The following is a 17,745-nucleotide window of genomic DNA, read 5'->3' as shown; positions in this document are numbered from 1 at the left end:
GCCGCGTCGTAACGGGAGAGCCGGGCGGACCGGGACATACGGATTCGGTTGCCCCACCCACCACGGCACAAGGGTGCTCGACCACACCAGGAGGCAAAGTGAACGGCGATCGGGACGAGATCCGCGGAGGCTGGAACCGGCCGCCCGCGGACGATCAGTCCGACGCGGAGCCCGAGATGACGGGTGAGTTCACCATCGACTACACCCCGCCCGCCTGGTACACGCAGAACGCGCCGGGGGACACGTCCGGTGGTGGTGCGTCGAGCGCACCCCCTTTCACCCACTCACCTCCGCCGCCCGACGGTGCGCCCGTCGCGGTGCCGGGGCTGCCGGCGGGCAGTGGGTACGAGCCGAGCTGGGCGCCGCAGCCGCCGCCGTCCGCGCAGGTTCCCCCGCCCGCACCCGACCCCGACCCGGCGCCTGCGCCTGCTGCCGACCCGGCGTCTGCTCCCCCTCCCGCTCTGCCGGTCGCCGAGGCGTCGGACGCCTCGTCCGGAGCCCCGGAGCCGTTCGGCGGCGGCGATCTGGAGAGCGGGGCGACCATGCGGTTCTCCCCGGCCGCGCTCAAGCGGGAGATCGCGGAACACGAAGCGGCGAAGGACAACGCGACCGCCGCTTCCGGCGGGACCGAGGGAGCCGGCAGCGCCGAGGAAGAGAGCCCGGGCACCCCCGACGCACCGTGGTCCACGGATGTCACCGAGCCCGCCGCGGCCGTGGAGCCCGACACGTCCGGTAGTGGTACGGACGAGGCCGAGGTGCCCAACGCGCCGGAGGCCGCGGCTGATCCGGCCGCGGCGGACGAGGGTCCTGAGCCGGCCGAGGCCGGGGATCCCGAGCGTGTCCCGGACCTGGTTCCCGCACAGGAGGAGGACGAGCGCGTCGGCGGCGAGGCCGACGCCGACGAGCCGGCCGACGCCGCGCCCGTGGACACGATCACGGATGCGGTGCCGCAGAGCGCCGTGCCCGCCGATGAGCCGCAGGACACTCCCCCGGCCGCGCAGGGGCAGCCCTGGTCTGCTCAGCCGCCGGCCCTCCAGGGCCCCGGACTGCCTCCGCTGCCGCCCGCGTTCCAGCCCGCCGCGCCGACGTCCGCGCCGCAGTGGCCCGTACCGGCACAGACCGCCGAGGAGTCCGCTCCGCCGCAGGCCCCGGCGCAGCCGCAGCCGCAGCCGCCGAGCCTCCCGCAGGCCCCGAACGCCTGGCCCGCGCAGCCGCAGCAGGGCGGGTACGGCTTCCCGCACCAACAGGGACTGCCGGGGCCCGGACAGCATGGACAGCCCGGCCAGGCACCGCAGTTGCCGCCCGCCCCGGTGCCGCCTGCCCAGTTGCCGCCCGGCGGACCCGGGCCGAACGCCCCGGTCCCGCCCGCCGGTTACGGCTTCCCTCACCAGCAGGGACAGCCCGGCCAGCAGGGGCAGCCCGGCCCGTACGCTCCGGCGCCGCAGCCGCCCGCCGTCCAGCCGGGCCCGCCCGGTCAGCCCACCCCGCAGGGCGGGTACGGCTTCCCCCAGCCCGGTCAGCCGGGCGGCTACGGATTCCCGCAGCCCGGTCAGCCTGGTCACCCGGGCCATCCGGGAGCCCCCGTACCGCAACCACCGCAGGGCGGCTACGGGTTCCCGCAGCCGGGACAGCCGGGATACCCCGGTCAGCCGGGCCAGCAGGGTCAGCCGGGTGCCCCCGCGCCCGTACCCCTTCCTCCGCAGGCGCCCCATCTGCCCGCGCAGCCCACACCGAACCTCCCGGCCCAGCAGGGCCGGCCGGGCCAGCAGCCCCCTCATCCCCACCAGGCGCAGCAGGGGCAGCAGCCCGTGACCGGGGCGCCGCCGGTGGATCCCCGCTCCGGCGCCGCCTGGCCCTCCCCCGTCGCGCACGACCATCGCGAGCGTTCCGTACCGGGCGCACCGCTCGGCTACACGGCCGCCGTGGAGCTGTCCTCCGACCGGCTGCTGCGCAACAACAAGCAGAAGGCCAGGAGCAGCCGCAATCCGAACGCCGGCGCGCGCTTCAAGATCGGCGGGAAGGCCGCGGAGGTCGAGCGTCAGCGCAAGCTCGACCTGATCCGTACGCCGGTGCTCTCCTGCTACCGGATCGCGGTCATCAGCCTCAAGGGCGGAGTCGGCAAGACCACGACGACCACCGCGCTGGGATCCACCCTGGCCACCGAGCGGCAGGACAAGATCCTGGCGATCGACGCCAACCCGGACGCCGGTACGCTCGGCCGCCGCGTCCGGCGCGAGACCGGGGCGACCATCCGGGACCTGGTCCAGGCGATCCCGTATCTCCACAGCTACATGGACATCCGCCGGTTCACCTCGCAGGCGCCCTCCGGTCTGGAGATCATCGCCAACGACGTGGACCCGGCCGTCTCCACGTCGTTCAACGACGAGGACTACCGGCGCGCGATCGAGGTCCTGGGCAAGCAGTACCCGATCATCCTCACGGACTCGGGCACCGGTCTGCTCTACAGCGCGATGCGCGGCGTGCTGGACCTCGCCGACCAGTTGATCATCATCTCGACACCGTCCGTGGACGGCGCGAGCAGTGCCTCGACGACGCTCGACTGGCTGTCCGCGCACGGGTACGCCGACCTGGTGCAGCGTTCCCTCACGGTTATCTCCGGGGTGCGCGAGACCGGCAAGATGATCAAGGTCGATGACATCGTGCAGCACTTCGAGACCCGCTGCCGCGGTGTGATCGTGGTGCCTTTCGACGAGCATCTGTCGGCCGGCGCCGAGGTGGACCTCGACATGATGCGTCCCAAGACGCGTGAGGCGTACTTCAATCTCTCCGCGCTGGTCGCCGAGGACTTCGCGCGGGCCCAGCAGGCGCAGGGACTGTGGACGGCGGACGGCCAGCCGCCGCCGCACCTCGTGCCGCCGATGCCCGGCCCCGGCGGCCAGCCGGCGCAGGGTCAGCCGTACCCGCCGCAGCAGTACCCGTATCCCCAGCAGCCTCAGCATCCGCAACAGCAGCCTCAGCACCCGCAACAGCACCCGCAGTATCCCTACCCGCCGCAGCAGCCGGGTCCGCCGCCAGGACCCGGCGCGCAGCAGGGCTGGCAGCAATCGGGACACCCCGGGCAGCCTGATCAGCACGGACCGTACGGACCACAGCAACCCCACCCGCAGCAGAGCCGACCCGACTTGCAGGGTCCTGTCCCGCCCGGCGGATGGCCGCAACAGCAGCCCCCGCAGGCACCGCCAGCGCCTCAGCAGTAAGGCAACAGAGGTTTAGACCAATGAGGGTCCGCACCGTGTTCACGGTGTGGACCCTCAGGGCATTCCCGCAGCCCACACGGTGTTTGAGTGGCCGTTGACGCGGCCGGACGAGCGCTGATAAACCTTCGCTTCACCAGTTGGCCAGAATTAACCCGGCTTCTCCGTCCGAGTGATGACACGAGGTCACCGCCCCATGGTCCTAAGAGTTCTCCCGCGTATTCAGCGGCAGCCCGCCCGGCAACGCCCCCGCCTCCGTCTTCTCCTGGCCTCCGGTGCCGCCGCCGCCGCGCTCGTGGCCGGGACCGTGATCCCCTTCAGCCCGGTGCTCCCGGCGCCCCAGCAGGCCCAGGCCGCGGACGACGGCAAGAAGGTCCTCACCGTCGCGGTCAGCCAGAGCGTCGACTCCCTCAGCCCGTTCCTGGCGCAGACACTGGTCAGTACCAGCATCATGCGGCTGTCGTACGAGTACCTCACCAACTACGACGCCAAGGACGCGCACACCATCCCCGGCTTCGCGACCGCGTGGAAGCCGTCTGCGGACAAGCTGACGTGGACCTTCACCATCCGCGACGACTCCACGTGGTCCGACGGCAAGAAGGCCACCGCGGAGGACGCGGCGTGGACCTTCAACAAGATGATGACGGACGAGAACGCCGCCACCGCCAACGGCAACTTCACCGCCAACTTCAAGAAGGTCACCGCGCCCGACCCGGCGACCCTGGTCATCGAGCTGAAGAAGCCTCAGGCCACGATGACGGCCCTCGATGTGCCGATCGTGCCCAAGCACATCTGGGAGAAGGTCGGTGACTTCTCCAAGTTCAACAACGACAAGACGTTCCCGATCGTGGGCAACGGCCCGTTCGTCATCACGGACTTCAAGGTCGACCAGTACATCAAGCTCAAGCCGAACAAGGACTTCTGGCGCGGTGCGCCCAAGTTCGACGAACTGCTCTTCAAGTACTACAAGGACGGGGACGCGGCCGTCGCCGCGCTGCAGAAGGGCGAGGTGTCCTTCGTCTCCAACCTCACGCCGGCCCAGGCCGCGGCGCTGAAGAGCGCCGACAACATCAAGGTCAACGACGCACCCGGCCGCCGCTTCTACGCCCTCGCCACCAACCCCGGCGCCAAGTCGAAGGACGGCAAGAAGTTCGGGAACGGCCATCCGGCGCTGCTCGACCCGGCGGTCCGCAAGGCCCTCTTCCAGGCCGTCGACCGCAAGACCGTCATCGACAAGGTCTTCCAGGGCCACGCCGTCGAAGGCCAGGGCTACATCCCGCCCCGCTTCGGCACGTACTTCTGGCAGCCCTCGGACACCCAGAAGATCGCGTACGACCCCGCCAAGGCGGCCGAGACCCTCGACCAGGCCGGCTACAAGAAGAACGGCAGCGGCAAGCGCGTCGGCAAGGACGGCAAGCCGCTCGACTTCCGTATCCTCTGCCACGCCACGGACCCGAACGACAAGGCCATCGGCAAGTACCTCCAGGAGTGGTGGGGACAGCTCGGCATAGGGCTGAAGGTCGAGTGTCTCGACAGTGTCTCCGACCCCTGGCTCGCGGGCGACTACGACCTGGCCTTCGACGGCTGGTCGGTCAACCCCGACCCCGACTACGTCCTCTCCATTCACACGTGCGGTGCGCTCCCCGCCACGCCCAAGGACAGCGGCGCCACGGACAACTTCATCTGCGACAAGCAGTTCGATGACCTCTACGCACAGCAGGCGGCGGAGTACGACACCGCCAAGCGCGCCGATCTCGTCAAGCAGATGGAGTCACGGCTGTACGACACCGGGTACATGAATGTCATGGCCTACCCGAACGCGGTCGAGGCGTACCGTACCGACCAGATCAAGTCCATCAAGACGATGCCGGAGGCCGCCGGCAACCTCTGGGGCCAGGACGGCTACTGGAGCTGGTGGTCCGCGGTGCCGGCCGCTGACAGCAGCAGCTCCGACAGCTCCTCCTCGACCGGTGTGTTCATCGGGATCGGGGCCGCCGTCGTGCTCGCCGCCGCTCTGGGGCTCTTCGTCATGATGCGTCGCCGTTCCACCGCGGAAGACCGTGAATAACCCATGAGCACCGCAAGCACCCCCGGTGTGGTGCGGGACGCAGTCGACGGCCCGGTGAAAACCGGGCCGTCCGGCTCCGCCCCCCGCTCCGCCTCCGGTACCAGGACCGCGTATCCGCTGTATGTCGCGGGCAAACTGGGCGGCGCGGCCGTCTCGCTGCTCGCCGTCCTCGTCACCAGCTTCTTCCTCTTCCGGATCATCCCCGGTGACCCGGTCAAGGCCATGACCCACGGCGTGCCCACGTCCGCCGAGCAACTCGCGACGCTGCGCCGGCAGTTCGGCCTGGACCTGCCGATGTGGCAGCAGTTCACCGACTACTGCGCCAAGGCGCTGACCGGTGACCTCGGCACCTCGTACCAGTTCCACGCGCCCGTCGGTGAGCTGATCGCCGCGAAGCTGCCTGCGACCCTGCTGCTCACGGGCGCCGCCGTGCTGATCTACTCGGCGCTCGGCCTCTGGCTCGGCACCCGCTCCGCCTGGTACAACGGCAGCCTCGGCGACCGGATCAGCACCGGCGTGGCGCTGACGCTGTGGTCCGTACCGTCCTTCTGGCTCGGGCTGCTTCTGATCATCGCCTTCTCGGTGGGCATCGGCCCGATCCCCGGCATATTCCCCACCGGCGGTATGGAGTCCGGCAACTCGTCCGGCTTCGGGTATGTCCTCGACGTGGCGCACCACATGGTGCTGCCGGTGCTCACGCTCGTCGCGGTCGGATACGCCCAGACGCTGCTCGTGATGCGGTCCTCGCTGCTGGACGAGATGGGCAGCGACTATCTGACGACGGCGCGGGCGAAGGGGCTGCGGGACGATCTCGTACGCCGCAGGCACGCGGTGCCCAACGCCCTGCTGCCCACCGTCACCATGGTCTTCATCAATCTGGGCCATGTGGCGGCCGGTTCGATCCTCGTCGAGACGGTCTTCTCGTGGCCGGGGCTCGGCGGGCTGTTCTACCAGGCGCTGAGCGTGCCCGATCTGCCGCTCGTCCAGGGGCTGTTCGTGGTCTTCGCCGGCGCGATGATCCTGATGAACCTCCTCGCCGACCTGCTCTATCCGCTGCTCGATCCCCGGGTGGGCCGATGACTCTCGCGAAGACCCCGCCGCCGACTCCGTCGCTCCCGTCCGCCTCCTCGCTCGCGTGGGCACGCCGACGCGGCTCGGTGACCCGCTTCTGGAAGCAGTACCGCACCCACCGGGCCGGGCTCCTCGGCCTCGCGGGGCTTGCCCTCATCGCGCTGACCGCGCTCTTCGCCCCGCTGCTCGTCGGCGGCGACGTGCAGAGCGTGACCAACGCGCCGGGCACCGCCCTGGAGCCGCCCAGCGGTGAATTCCTGCTCGGCACCGACCAGTTCGGCCGGTCACTGCTCGGTCTGCTGATCTGGGGCGCCCGGATCTCACTGACCATCGGGCTGCTGGCCGCCGCGCTGTCGGTGGCCATCGGCACGCTGGTCGGCATCATCGCCGGGCACTACGGCGGCTGGTTCGCGACGGTCGTCATGCGGATCACCGACTGGTTCCTGGTGATGCCGACACTCGTACTGGCGATCGTGCTGGCCACGGTCATGTCCCGGTCCATCTGGACGGTGATCATCGCGATCGGCGTCACCAGCTGGCCGACGACGGCGCGGCTGGTGCGGGCGCAGACGATCGCCGTCGAGTCCCGTCCGTACATCGAACGCGCCCAGGCGCTCGGCGGCGGGCACGGCCACATCATGGCGCGCCATGTGCTGCCCAACGTGATGCCGCTGGTGCTCGCCCAGACCACGCTCGGTATCTCCAACGCCATCCTGACCGAGGCGACGCTCGCCTTCCTCGGCCTCGGCGATCCGACCATCGTCTCCTGGGGCGGCATGCTCCAGGACGCGCGTGAGGCGGGCGCCGTCTCCTCCGGGCACTGGTGGTATCTGGCGCCGCCCGGTATCGCCATCGCGTGCGTCGCGCTGGCCTTCACGCTCTGCGGCCGTGCGATCGAGGCCGTGCTCAACCCGAAGCTGGGGGTGTCCCGTTGAGTACGCCGTCCGCCAGTCTGCTGGAGATCAAGAACCTGCATGTGACGTACGGTTCCGGGGCGTCCGCCGTCCCCGCCGTACGAGGCGTCGACCTGAGCGTCGCCTCCGGCCGGAAGCTGGGCATCGCGGGCGAGTCGGGCTGCGGCAAGTCCACGCTGGCGCTCGCGCTGCTCCGGCTGCTGCCGCCCACGGCGAAACTGTCCGGCGAGATCCTGCTCGACGGTGAGGACGTCCTCACCATGAAGTGGGGCCGGCTGCGCGCCGTACGGTGGGCGGGGGCGTCGATCGTCTTCCAGGGCGCCATGCACTCGCTCAACGCGGTCCACCGGATCGGGGACCAGATCGCCGAACCGGTGCTGCTGCATCAGCACGCCACACCGGCCGCCGCCCGCAGGCGGGCCGTCGAGCTGCTGGAACAGGTCGGGCTGCCGGCCGCCCGCGCCGACGCCTATCCGCACGAGCTCTCCGGCGGACAGCGCCAGCGCGTGATGATCGCGATGGCGCTCGCCTGCGATCCCCGGCTGATCGTCGCGGACGAGCCGACCACCGCACTGGATGTGATGATCCAGGCGCAGATCCTGCGGCTGATCGAGCAGTTGGTAGCCGAACAGAACATCAGCCTGCTGATGATCAGCCATGACCTGGCGGTCCTCTCGGACACCTGCGACCGGCTCGCAGTCATGTACGCGGGCCGGATCGTCGAGGAGGGTCCGGCGCGGGCGGTGTACGACGCGGCGGAGCACCCGTACGGCCGCGCGCTCTCCGCCGCCTTCCCCCGCATCGGGGACCTCGCGTCGCGGCGTGCCCCGCGCGGACTGCCCGGCGATCCGCCGGACCCGTCGGCGCTGCCGCCCGGCTGTACGTTCCATCCGCGCTGCCCGGTCGCGCTGGACATCTGTTCCCAGGAGGACCAGACGCTGCGGGCCGCGGGGCCCGGCCGGCACGCGGCCTGCGTGCACGTGGGCGCGACGGTCCCCGCACAGCAGTCGGCGGCGGAGCCGTTGTCATGACGGCCGCCCGGTGTACGCGCCGCGCCGCACCGCTCTCCGGGCCGTACCCGCTCGGCCACGCCTGTACGGCCGCCGGACGGCCACCCCTCAGGAGCCACCCATGACGACCGCCCATTCGCCCGCGGCCCCGCCGCTCTCCGCTCCGCTGCTCTCGGCCACCGGACTGAACGTCACGTTCCCCGGGCGGCGCGGCGCCCCGCCCGCCCGGGCCGTCGACGGGGTCGACCTCGACATCGGCGCCGGGGAGATCGTCGCCCTGGTCGGCGAGTCCGGCTGCGGCAAGACCACGCTGGCGCGGGCCCTGCTGGGTCTGGTGCCGCCCACGGAGGGACAGGTCACCTTCGCCGGGAAACCCCTGGCGTACCGCTCCCGCGCCCTCAAGGCGTACCGCAAGCGCGTCCAGCTGGTGCTCCAGGATCCGAGCGGCTCGCTCAACCCGCGCCACACGGTGTACGACGCGGTGGCCGAGGGCCTGCGGATCCACGGCTACCCGGGCGACGAGCGCGAAGCCGTCGCCGAGGCGCTGTCCCGTGCGGGGCTGCGGCCGCCTGAGCGGTTCTTCCTGCGCTACCCGCACGAGCTGTCCGGCGGCCAGCGCCAGCGGGTCGTCATCGCGGGCGCGCTCGTCCTGAAGCCCGAACTGATCGTCGCCGACGAGCCGGTGGCCTCCCTGGACGCGTCCGTACGGGGCGAGATCCTGGCGCTGCTGCTGTCGCTGCGCGACGAACTCGGGCTGTCCGCGCTGGTGGTGACGCACGATCTGGGTCTCGCGTGGAACATCGCGGACCGGGTGGCGGTCATGTACCTCGGCCGGATCGTGGAGATGGGCCCCGTCGAGCAGGTGCTGACGGCGCCGCAACATCCGTACACGCGGGCGCTGCTGTCGGTCCTGCCGGAGTCGGGCGAGGAGCCGGTCGTCCTCACGGGCGAGCCGCCGGACCCGTCGCGCATCCCGGGCGGCTGCCGCTTCCACGCGCGCTGCCAGGTGCTGGCGTCGGGGGAGGCGGAGCGGGCGGGGGTGGCGGAGCGATGCCGTACGGCGGCGCTGCCGATACTGACGGGGGTCGACGCGGCGCAGGTCGCTTGCCACTGGGCTGGCGTGTAGGGGGGCGCGGGGCGGGCGTGGGCCGTTCGTCGTGGTGCGGGTGCCGGGGGTTCCGGAGGTCCGTGTCCGGACTGCATGATTTACGGCGCTGTGCGGCTCACTTGTCGGGTGCGGCTCGGTGTGCGCCGACAAATCACGCTTTACGTCCGGACACGCACCTCCTGCACCCCCGACCCCCTCCCGCCGGCGGCCCCGCGCCCCGCTTGGGGAGGGGTGAGGGTGGGGGTCTGTGCGGGAGGTGAAGGGGGACGGGTAGGGGTGGTGTCCAGGACGTAGAGCGTGATTTGTGGCGCTCGACAATCCCGCACCCGGGATCCGGTCCGCACGCGCCGTAAATCATGCAGTCCAGGACACCACCCCTGCCCGGCACCCGGCGACAACCCGCACCCGGCCAAGACCACCGCACCCCGCCGGACGGCGACCCGCACCCGGCGACAACCCGCACCCGAACACCGGCCCCCGCCAAGGATCACCGCGCCCTCAGACGCGCTACGCGTCATACTCCTTGGTTAGGGCTCGGGAGCGTTTTACGTCGTCCGCGATGGCTTCCAGCAGTGCTTCGATCGACTCGAACTTCTGCTGGCCCCGGACGTACGACAAGAAGTCGACCATCACATGGAGCCCGTACAGATCCAGCCCGACGCGGTCGATGGCGTACGCCTCCACCGTCCGCTCCGTGCCCTCGAACTGCGGGTTCGTGCCGACCGAGATCGCCGCCGGCATGCGCTCGCCGTCGGCCGTGAGCCAGCCCGCGTAGACCCCGTCCGCCGGGATCGCCGTGTGCGGCAGGGTCTCCACGTTGGCCGTCGGGTAGCCGAGCTCGCGTCCGCGCTGCGCGCCGCGTACCACTACGCCCTCGACGCGGTGCGGCCGGCCGAGGATCTCGGCGGCGCCTGCGACGTCGCCCTCGGCGACCAGTCTGCGGGTCAGGGTGGACGAGAAGGGCTCGCCGCCGCCCGCCTCGCCGGTGACGTACAGGTCGACGACCTCGACCTCGTAGTCGTACGTCACGCCGAGATCGGACAGGACGGCGACATTGCCCGCCGCCTTGTGGCCGAAGCGGAAGTTCGGGCCTTCGATGACGGCGCGGGCGTGCAACTTGTCGACCAGCACCTTGACGATGAAGTCGGCCGGCGACAGCTTCGAGAAGTCGAGGGTGAACGGCAGGATCAGCAGCGCGTCCACGCCCAGCTCCGCCATCAGGTCCGCACGCCGGTGGTGGGGGGCGAGCAGGGGCGGGTGGCTGCCGGGCCGTACCACCTCGCTGGGGTGCGGGTCGAAGGTCACGACGACCGACGGCACGCCCAGCTCCCGCGCCCGCTCCACGGCCCGGCCGATGATCAGCTGGTGCCCGCGGTGCACCCCGTCGTAGGAGCCGATGGTGACGACGCTGCGCCCCCAGTCCTGGGGAATGTCCGCCAAGCCACGCCAGCGCTGCACTGTGACCGCTCCTCGCACGAAAACGTGTACGTCATTGCTGATTACGCAGCTCTAAGACTGCCATGCCCGGCGCCGGCTGCCCGCATCGGCACCGGAACCGAACGCGCCCCCCGAGTGCACCCGCAGTGCCCCCCAAGCGCCTGCCCGGAGGGGTGAAAGACGGGTGCGCGGCGGACAGACCCCTCTCGGAGGGGGACCGTGGAGCGGGCAGGCGTGCCTGTCCGCTCCACGGGGGCCACCGGGTCAGCCGAAGACGGCGAGGCTCTTCGCCTTGCCGTGCTGCTCCTCGACCAGGGCCAGGAAGCGCCCCTCGGGATCGAACGCGGCGACCGGCCCCGTCTCGTACGAGGGCATGTCGAGCCGTACGCCGTTGAGCAGTAGCTTGGCCGTCTTCTCGTCCACGTCCCAGCGGGCGAACGCGGCCGCGGCGGCATCGGCCACCGGCATGACGGTCAGCTCCTCCTGGAGCTGGTCGATCGTCTTCGCCGCGTCGAGCGCGTACGGACCCACCCGGGTCCTGCGCAGCGCGGTGAGATGACCGCCGACCCCGAGGCCCGCGCCGAGGTCACGGGCGAGGGCGCGGATGTACGTACCGGAGGAGCAGACGACGGAGACCACCAGGTCGAGGACCGGGGTGCCGTTCTCCGCGACGCCCTCGCGGACGTCGTACAGCCGGAACGAGGAGATGGTCACCGGACGGGCTGGGATCTCGAACTCCTCGCCGCCGCGCACGCGCGCGTACGACCGCTTGCCGTCGATCTTGATCGCGCTGACCTTCGACGGCACCTGCATGATGGGGCCGCTCAGGGCCGCGATCCCGGCGTCGATGGCCTCACGGCCGACCGCGGACGCGTCGGTGGAGGAGGTGATCTCCCCCTCCGCGTCGTCGGTGACGGTGTCCTGCCCCAGCCGGATCGTGCCGAGGTACTCCTTCTCGGTCAGCGCGAGATGCCCGAGGAGTTTGGTGGCCCGCTCCACGCCGAGGACGAGGACGCCCGTCGCCATGGGGTCGAGTGTGCCCGCGTGGCCGACGCGCCGGGTCTTGGCGATCCCGCGCATCTTGGCGACGACGTCGTGCGAAGTGAAGCCCGACGGCTTGTCCACGATGACAAGCCCGTCGGGCGTCCTGGTCTGCTGAGTCATTCCGCGGCGGCGCCGTCCGTGTCGTCGTCCTCGTCCTCGTCCTTGCGGTACGGGTCGGCCCCGGCCGCGTAGGTCTTGCCGGTCGACACCTCCCGTACCTCCGCGTCCTTGGCACGCGCCTTGTCGAGGAGATCCTCTATGGTGCGGGCGTTGTCCGGCAGGGCGTCGGGGACGAATGCCAGCGTCGGGGTGAAGCGGACGCCGGTCTGGCGGCCCACCTCGGAGCGGAGGACGCCCTTGGCGCTCTCCAGAGCCGCCGCGGAGGCCGCACGCTCCTCGTCGTCGCCGTAGACCGTGTAGAAGACCGTGGCCTCCCGCAGGTCGCCCGTGACCCGGGCGTCCGTGATGGTCACGAAGCCCAGTCGCGGGTCCTTGATACGCCGGTCCAGGGTCTCCGCGACCACGACCTGGATCCGATCGGCCAGCTTGCGGGCCCGCGCGTTGTCGGTCACCGGTCCGTCACTCTTCCTTCTGGGTTTCTTGTCGAGCAGGTCAGTCGTGGCGCCGGGTCAGTCATCGTCGCCGTACAGCCGCCGTCGTGCCGACAGCAGCTCCACTTCGGGATGGCCGGCGACCAGGCGCTCACACCGGTCCAGCACATCCGTGAGATGCCCCCAGTCGCCGGACACCACCGCCAGACCGATCTCGGCCCTGCGATGGAGGTCCTGGTCGCCGGTCTCCGCCGCGCTCACCGCGAATTTACGCTGGAGCTCGGCGACGATCGGCCGGACGACGGAGCGTTTCTCCTTCAACGACCGTACGTCGCCGAGGAGCAGATCGAAGGACAGCGTCCCCACATACATGCACATCCGGATGTCCCGCCGGTACGGGTTCAGACGCCTGCCAGCGCTTGGCAGGGGCACAAGAACCGTACACGCAGCGGCCGGGGCCGATCGACGGAAATATCTCCCGTCGACCGGCCCCGGAGCGGTTGCTGTGTGTCAGCCGCGCGGCTTCTCGCGCATCTCGTACGTCGCGATGACGTCGTCGATCTTGATGTCGTTGAAGTTTCCGAGGTTGATACCGCCCTCGAAGCCTTCGCGGATCTCGGTGACATCGTCCTTGAAGCGGCGCAGACCCTGGATGTTGAGGTCCTCCGCGATGACCTTGCCATCGCGGACGAGCCGGGCCTTGGTGTTCCGCTTGACCTCGCCGGAGCGGATGAGAACACCCGCGATGTTGCCCAGCTTGGACGAGCGGAAGACCTCGCGGATCTCCGCCGTACCGAGCTCGACCTCTTCGTACTCCGGCTTGAGCATGCCCTTGAGGGCAGACTCGATCTCCTCGATCGCCTGGTAGATGACCGAGTAGTAGCGGACGTCCACACCTTCGCGCTCGGCCATCTGCGCGGCACGCCCAGCGGCGCGCACGTTGAAGCCGATCACGATGGCGTCGGAGCCCATGGCCAGGTCGATGTCCGACTCGGTGACCGCACCCACACCGCGGTGCAGGACCCGGATGTCGACCTCGTCGCCGACGTCGAGCTGGAGCAGCGAGGACTCGAGAGCCTCCACCGAACCGGACGCGTCGCCCTTGATGATGAGGTTGAGTTCCTGCACCAGGCCGGCCTTGAGGGCCTCGTCCAGGTTCTCCAGGGAGAACCGGACACCCCTGCGGGCGAAGGCCGCGTTCCGCTCACGAGCGGCACGCTTCTCGGCGATCTGCCGGGCGGTGCGGTCCTCGTCGACGACCAGGAAGTTGTCGCCGGCGCCGGGGACGTTGGTGAGACCCAGGACCAGGACCGGCGTCGAAGGCGCCGCTTCCTCGACGTTGTTGCCGTTGTCGTCGAGCATCGCCCGGACACGGCCGTACGCGTCACCGGCGACCATCGTGTCGCCGACGCGCAGCGTGCCGCGCTGGACGAGCACGGTGGCGACGGCGCCGCGACCACGGTCGAGGTGCGCCTCGATGGCGATACCCTGCGCGTCCTGCTCCGGGTTGGCCCGGAGGTCGAGCGAGGCGTCCGCGGTGAGGACCACGGCCTCCAGCAGGCTGTCGATGTTCAGACCCTGCTTGGCGGAGATGTCGACGAACATGGTGTCGCCGCCGTACTCCTCGGCCACGAGACCGAACTCGGTCAGCTGGCCGCGCACCTTGGTCGGGTCCGCGCCCTCGACGTCGATCTTGTTGACCGCGACCACGATCGGGACATCTGCGGCCTTGGCGTGGTTGAGCGCCTCGATCGTCTGAGGCATCACACCGTCGTTGGCCGCGACCACCAGGATCGCGATGTCGGTGGACTTCGCACCACGGGCACGCATGGCGGTGAACGCCTCGTGACCCGGGGTGTCGATGAAGGTGATCTTGCGCTCTTCACCGTTGACGTCCGTGGCGACCTGGTACGCACCGATGTGCTGCGTGATACCGCCGGCCTCGCCCGCGACGACATTCGTCTTGCGGATCGCGTCCAGCAGCCTGGTCTTACCGTGGTCGACGTGACCCATGACGGTCACGACCGGCGGACGGGACACGAGGAACTCCTCGCCGCCCTCGTCCTCGCCGAACTCGATGTCGAAGGACTCGAGCAGCTCGCGGTCCTCCTCCTCCGGGCTGACGATCTCGACGACGTAGTTCATCTCGCCGGCGAGCATCTGGAGGGTCTCGTCGGAGACGGACTGCGTGGCAGTGACCATCTCGCCGAGGTTCATCATCACGGCGACGAGCGACGCCGGGTTGGCGTTGATCTTCTCCGCGAAGTCGGTGAGCGACGCACCGCGCGACAGCCGGACCGTCTGGCCCTGGCCGCGAGGCAGCATCACACCGCCGACGGACGGGGCCTGCATGGCCTCGTACTCCTGGCGCCTCTGCCGCTTCGACTTACGGCCACGACGGGCGGGCCCGCCGGGACGGCCGAACGCGCCCTGTGTGCCACCACGGCCGCCGGGACCACCCGGACGTCCGCCGAAACCGGGACGGCCACCGCCGCCACCGAAACCGCCGCCGCCACCGGGACGACCCGGAGCGCCGCCGCCGCCACCGCCACCGGGACGACCGGCGAAGCCACCGCCGCCACCGCCACCGGGACGACCCGCGAAGCCGCCACCACCACCGGGACGACCGCCGCCACCGCCGCCGCCACCGGGACGACCTGCGCCACCGGGACCACGGCCACCACCGGGGCCGCCGCCGGGACGCGGACCGGCCGCGGGACGCTGCGGCATCATGCCCGGGTTCGGACGGTTACCACCGGGGCCACCGCCGGGGCCGCCCGCGGAACGGGGAGCCTGCGGACGCGGCATACCACCGGGGGTGGGCCGGCCGCTCTGTCCACCGGGACCGGCCTGCGGACGGGGACCGCCCTGACCGGCGCCCTGCGGACGGGCGCCACCGGGGGCACCGGGGCCACCGGGACGCGGGGCACCGCCGGGACGGGGCGCCTGCGGGCGCGCCATGCCGGTGGAACCACCTGATGTGAAGGGGTTGTTGCCCGGACGCGGGCCCGCGGGGCGGGCACCGGGACGCGGGGCCTGACCACCGGGGCGCGCTCCGCCGGAGCGGCCGCCCTGACGCTGGTCGCCCTGGCGCTGGTCTCCCTGGCGCTGGTCACCACCCTGACGCTGGTCGCCGCCCTGACGCTCGCCGCCCTGGCCACCCGTCGGACGGGTGGAAGGACGCGGGCCGGGGGTCGCACCGGGCCGGGGACCGGCGGCCGGGGCCGACGGGGGCGCGGTGAACTCCGGGACGGCCGGAGCGGCGGGCGCCGGCTTCGGCGCGGCCGCGGCGGGACGCGGGGCGGCCGGGGCCGGACGCGGTCCGGGGCTCGGCGCGGTGGAGGGGGTGCTGCTCTTGGGAACCTCGGCGGCGGCCGGCTTGGGGGCCGGGACACCGGGCTTGGGGGCAGCGGGACGTGCCGCCTGCGCCGGAGAGGGCGCGGCGGGCCTGGCGGGGGTCGCCTTGCGGGGCGCACCGGGCTTCGCGGCGGTCTTGCCGCCGTTGCCACCGGGCCCCTGCAGGGCATCAGTCAATTTGCGTACAACCGGCGCCTCGATCGTCGACGACGCCGAACGGACGAATTCACCGAGTTCTTGGAGCTTGGCCATGACGACCTTGCTCTCTACGCCGAACTCCTTGGCGAGTTCGTATACCCGGACCTTAGCCACTTCGCTCCTTTTAGGTCCGGGTTACCGCCGGACCGTCGCTACTTCATGGGCGTACTCATCGCGTACTCATCGAGTGCTCATCGCAATCTCGACCTACTTCCAACTCGCGAGGTACTTGAACCGCACGGGGCTCCGTGCCGTACTTCTTCTTACGGTGCTGCCTGCGCTGTGATTGCGTGAACGGTCCGGCGCAGCTCCGCGCTGTCGAGCGGTCCCTGGACCCGGAAGGCCCGGGGGAACGCACGGCGGCGGACCGCCAGATCGAAACAACCCAAGGCGGGGTGCATATACGCACCCCGGCCGGGCAGCCTACCGCGTTGATCGGGAACACATTGTTCTTCGATCACCACGATGCGCAGCAGATCGCTCTTGGCCGCTCGCTCCCGGCACCCCACGCAGGTTCGCTCAGGGCAGGCTCGGTCGCTCGTCCGGCCAGACACGCTCAAGTCTACCTCCCCGCACCGACCTCACCCGTTCGGGGCAAGATTCGAACACTTGCTGGCCAAAAAGATCGCGTCGATGACCGGAGAGATCCTGCCGCGGCGCGACAGGATCTCTCCGCGGGTCATGCTGCGCGGGTATCAGCCGCGGTCGCGGCCCCGGTCACGGTCGCCACCGCGGTCACGGTCGGCGCCCCGGTCCCGGTCACCGCCGCGGTCCCGGTCGGCGTCGTCGTCCGTCTGCTCCGTGTCCGGGCGGATGTCGATGCGCCAGCCGGTGAGCCGGGCGGCGAGCCGGGCGTTCTGGCCTTCCTTGCCGATCGCCAGCGACAGCTGGTAGTCCGGCACGGTCACCCGCGCGGAGCGGGCACCGAGGTCGACGACCTCGACCTTGCTGACCCTGGCCGGCGACAGCGCGTTCGCCACCATCTCGGCCGGGTCGTCCGACCAGTCGACGATGTCGATCTTCTCGCCGAGCAGTTCGGCCATGACATTGCGGACGCGCGCGCCCATCGGGCCGATGCAGGCGCCCTTGGCATTGAGACCGGATCGTGTCGACCGGACCGCGATCTTGGTGCGGTGGCCGGCCTCGCGGGCAATCGCCTCGATCTCGACCGAGCCGTCCGCGATCTCCGGAACCTCCAGCGCGAAGAGCTTCTTCACCAGATTGGGGTGCGTACGGGACAGCGTCACCGAAGGTCCGCGTACCCCCCTGGCCACGCGGACCACGTACGTACGCAGCCGCAGACCGTGCGTGTACTCCTCGCCCGGCACCTGCTCCTGCACCGGAAGGATGGCCTCCAGCTTGTCGTCCAGCTTGACGAGGACGTTCTTCGGGTCCTTGCCCTGCTGGACCAGGCCGGCGACGATATCGCCCTCCCGGCGCGCGTACTCGCCGAAGGTGACGTCGTTCTCGGCGTCCCGCAGCCGCTGCTGGATGACCTGGCGGGCGGTGGTGGCGGCGATCCTGCCGAAGTCCGACGGGGTGTCGTCGAACTCCTTGGGCTCCTGCCCCTCCTCCAGATCGGCCGGGTCCTCCTTGGCCCACACCGTGACATGGCCGTTGTCCCGGCTGAGCACGACACGGGCCCGCCGGTGGCTGCCCTCCGTGCGGTGGTAGGCGATGAGGAGGGCCGATTCGATCGCCTCGACCAGCAGATCGAAGGGGATCTCCTTCTCTTGTGCCAAGCCCTTCAGGAGCTTCACATCGATGTCCAC

13 protein-coding genes are annotated in these 17,745 nt (G+C 70.8%); 6 read left to right on the top strand and 7 right to left on the bottom strand.

Annotated features, from left to right (window positions below):
* Positions 1 to 98: 98 nt before the first annotated feature.
* The 6 genes from ACZ6MZ_RS07470 to ACZ6MZ_RS07445 all read left to right on the top strand — a co-directional run bounded on the left by ACZ6MZ_RS07470 (position 99) and on the right by ACZ6MZ_RS07445 (position 9,404).
* Complete coding sequence (locus tag ACZ6MZ_RS07470) at positions 99 to 3,218, top strand: SCO5717 family growth-regulating ATPase (protein WP_469350354.1); 3,120 nt, start codon at positions 99 to 101, stop codon at positions 3,216 to 3,218.
* Positions 3,219 to 3,411: 193 nt separating this feature from the next.
* Positions 3,412 to 5,283, top strand: a complete 1,872-nt coding sequence (locus tag ACZ6MZ_RS07465; protein WP_469350353.1) for an ABC transporter substrate-binding protein — start codon at positions 3,412 to 3,414, stop codon at positions 5,281 to 5,283.
* 3 nt (positions 5,284 to 5,286) lie between these two features.
* Complete coding sequence (locus tag ACZ6MZ_RS07460; RefSeq protein ID WP_389792167.1) at positions 5,287 to 6,363, top strand: ABC transporter permease; 1,077 nt, start codon at positions 5,287 to 5,289, stop codon at positions 6,361 to 6,363.
* Positions 6,360 to 7,289, top strand: a complete 930-nt coding sequence (locus ACZ6MZ_RS07455; RefSeq protein ID WP_389792169.1) for an ABC transporter permease — start codon at positions 6,360 to 6,362, stop codon at positions 7,287 to 7,289. Before ACZ6MZ_RS07460 ends, ACZ6MZ_RS07455 begins: the two co-directional genes overlap by 4 nt.
* Positions 7,286 to 8,299, top strand: a complete 1,014-nt coding sequence (locus ACZ6MZ_RS07450; protein ID WP_389792171.1) for an ABC transporter ATP-binding protein — start codon at positions 7,286 to 7,288, stop codon at positions 8,297 to 8,299. Before ACZ6MZ_RS07455 ends, ACZ6MZ_RS07450 begins: the two co-directional genes overlap by 4 nt.
* Before the next feature lie 100 nt (positions 8,300 to 8,399).
* Complete coding sequence (locus ACZ6MZ_RS07445) at positions 8,400 to 9,404, top strand: oligopeptide/dipeptide ABC transporter ATP-binding protein (RefSeq protein ID WP_469350350.1); 1,005 nt, start codon at positions 8,400 to 8,402, stop codon at positions 9,402 to 9,404.
* Positions 9,405 to 9,893: 489 nt separating this feature from the next.
* Here the strand turns inward: ACZ6MZ_RS07445 and ACZ6MZ_RS07440 are convergent, their stop codons facing one another.
* The 7 genes from ACZ6MZ_RS07440 to nusA form a co-directional block, all read right to left on the bottom strand.
* Positions 9,894 to 10,844, bottom strand: coding sequence for a bifunctional riboflavin kinase/FAD synthetase (locus ACZ6MZ_RS07440; RefSeq protein ID WP_469350349.1), 951 nt, complete (start codon positions 10,842 to 10,844; stop codon positions 9,894 to 9,896).
* Positions 10,845 to 11,087: 243 nt separating this feature from the next.
* Positions 11,088 to 11,987 (bottom strand): tRNA pseudouridine(55) synthase TruB, encoded by a 900-nt coding sequence (gene truB / locus ACZ6MZ_RS07435; RefSeq protein ID WP_384336985.1) that lies wholly within the window; start codon positions 11,985 to 11,987, stop codon positions 11,088 to 11,090.
* Positions 11,984 to 12,439, bottom strand: a complete 456-nt coding sequence (rbfA, locus tag ACZ6MZ_RS07430) for a 30S ribosome-binding factor RbfA (protein ID WP_384192899.1) — start codon at positions 12,437 to 12,439, stop codon at positions 11,984 to 11,986. The genes truB and rbfA overlap by 4 nt, the downstream gene beginning before the upstream one ends.
* Positions 12,440 to 12,496: 57 nt before the next feature.
* The gene (locus tag ACZ6MZ_RS07425; protein WP_384192909.1) at positions 12,497 to 12,790 is read right to left on the bottom strand and encodes a DUF503 domain-containing protein; all 294 of its coding nucleotides are present in this window, start codon (positions 12,788 to 12,790) and stop codon (positions 12,497 to 12,499) included.
* A 138-nt stretch (positions 12,791 to 12,928) separates the two neighbouring features.
* A complete protein-coding gene (gene infB / locus ACZ6MZ_RS07420) occupies positions 12,929 to 16,087 on the bottom strand; it encodes a translation initiation factor IF-2 (RefSeq protein WP_469350347.1) in 3,159 nt (1,052 codons plus the stop codon).
* 149 nt (positions 16,088 to 16,236) lie between these two features.
* Positions 16,237 to 16,527 (bottom strand): YlxR family protein, encoded by a 291-nt coding sequence (locus ACZ6MZ_RS07415; protein WP_389792627.1) that lies wholly within the window; start codon positions 16,525 to 16,527, stop codon positions 16,237 to 16,239.
* Positions 16,528 to 16,668: 141 nt separating this feature from the next.
* Entirely contained in the window at positions 16,669 to 17,745 is a 1,077-nt protein-coding gene (gene nusA, locus ACZ6MZ_RS07410; protein ID WP_469350346.1) for a transcription termination factor NusA, read from the bottom strand.

The sequence above is a fragment of the Streptomyces sp. NPDC042201 genome, from assembly GCF_055582185.1.
The sequence above is the reverse complement of the archived record's forward strand: the minus strand, read 5'-3'. Positions and strand labels throughout refer to the sequence as shown.